Annotated in this window: 1 protein-coding gene; it reads left to right on the plus strand. The window is 57.9% G+C overall.

Annotated features, from left to right (window positions below):
- The first annotated feature begins 68 nt into the window (after nt 1-68).
- Nucleotides 69-1,517 (plus strand): IS1182 family transposase, encoded by a 1,449-nt coding sequence (locus WS49_RS08295; protein ID WP_059526381.1) that lies wholly within the window; start codon nt 69-71, stop codon nt 1,515-1,517.
- Nucleotides 1,518-1,639: the final 122 nt, after the last annotated feature.

A 1,639-nucleotide genomic window follows, 5' to 3' on the forward strand; every position in this document is an offset into this window, starting at 1 on the left:
GGCCGAGGCTGTGTAAAAACGCGTTCGATCGCCTAGACTGAATCAACCCGTTCCGAAGAGAGGCGACGATGGGGCGATTTGTCGAAGGCGAGGACCGCAAGCAAGTCACGTTGCTTCCGGAATGTCTCGATGACTTCATCGCCGAGGACAATCCAGTCAGGATCATCGACGCGTTTGTAGACGAACTTGAACTGATCTCGCTCGGATTCCAGAGCGCCACGCCGGCGGCCACGGGCCGGCCCTCTTACCACCCGGCGGTATTGCTCAAGATCTACATCTACGGCTATCTCAATCGAGTGCAGTCGAGCCGGCGTCTGGAACGTGAATGTCAGCGCAATGTCGAGCTCATGTGGCTGACCGGTCGGCTCGCGCCGGACTTCAAGACGATCGCGGAGTTTAGGAGAGGCAACGGCGAAGGCATACGCAATGTATGCCGACGGTTTGTAACGTTGTGCCGTGATCTGAAGTTGTTCACACATGCAATCGTTGCCATCGACAGCAGCAAGTTCAAGGCGGTCAACAGCCGCGATCAGAACTTTACGCCCAACAAGATCGAGAGGCGTCAGGAACAGATCGAGCAAAGCATTCAGCGTTACCTGGATGCACTTGAGACGGCGGACCGTACGCAACCGGTCGAAGTCGAAACGAAAACGAAACGGCTGCGTGAGAAGATCGACATGCTGCGCGAGCAGATGCGTGACTTGGCTCGGGCAGGAGAAATACTGAAAAATCTGCCCGAAAAACAGATCTCGCTAACGGATCCCGACTCGCGTTCAATGATCTCGCAGGCCAAAGGCACGGGCGTGGTTGGCTACAACGTGCAGGTCGCCGTCGACGCCAGACATCATCTCATCGTTACGCACGAAGTCACGAACGTTGGCAGCGACCGGACGCAGTTGAGCCGGATGGCGAAGGCCGCACGTGATGCCATGGGGAAGAGGAAAGTTAAGGCGCTGGCGGATCGCGGATATTTCAACGCACCGGAAATCAAAGCGTGCGATGACGCCGGCATCGTGGCGATGGTGCCAAAATCACTAACCTCTGGTGCAAAGGCTGATGGGCGGTTCGATCGTGGCGACTTCATCTACGTCGCCACAGACGACCAGTATCAATGCCCAGCGGGGCAGCGCGCGACTTACCGATACAGTTCGATCGAGCGTGGTGGACTGACACTGCGTACCTACTGGAGTAGCGCCTGCCCGCGCTGTCCGCTGAAGAACCAGTGCACGCCGGCCGATTACAGGCGCATCCGGCGCTGGGAGCATGAAGCGGTGCTGGAGGCTATGCAGCAGCGGCTAGATCGTCAGCCAAACGTGATGACGATACGTCGCCGGACCGTCGAACATGTGTTCGGTATCTTAAAGTATTGGATGGGATCGACGCACTTCCAGACACGTACCATTGGTCGCGTCGCGACTGAAATGAGCTTGCACGTCCTGGCCTACAACTTCAAGCGCGTCATCAAGATCCTCGGGTTCGAAAAAGCGATGGGTGCGATGAAGCTGGTCGGCGCGTGAGTTCGCGCGCTGGCACCGCTAACCGGCGTACGTTCAACTTACGCTGAGCACAGTGGCGCCGCGCGAATCCCCTGACGCCGGTGCTCTATGCCCGACGCTGCTGTTTTTACACAGCCTCGGCC

It is taken from the genome of Burkholderia sp. RF7-non_BP4, assembly GCF_001521935.1.
GTDB classification, from domain to species: Bacteria; Pseudomonadota; Gammaproteobacteria; order Burkholderiales; family Burkholderiaceae; genus Burkholderia; species Burkholderia diffusa.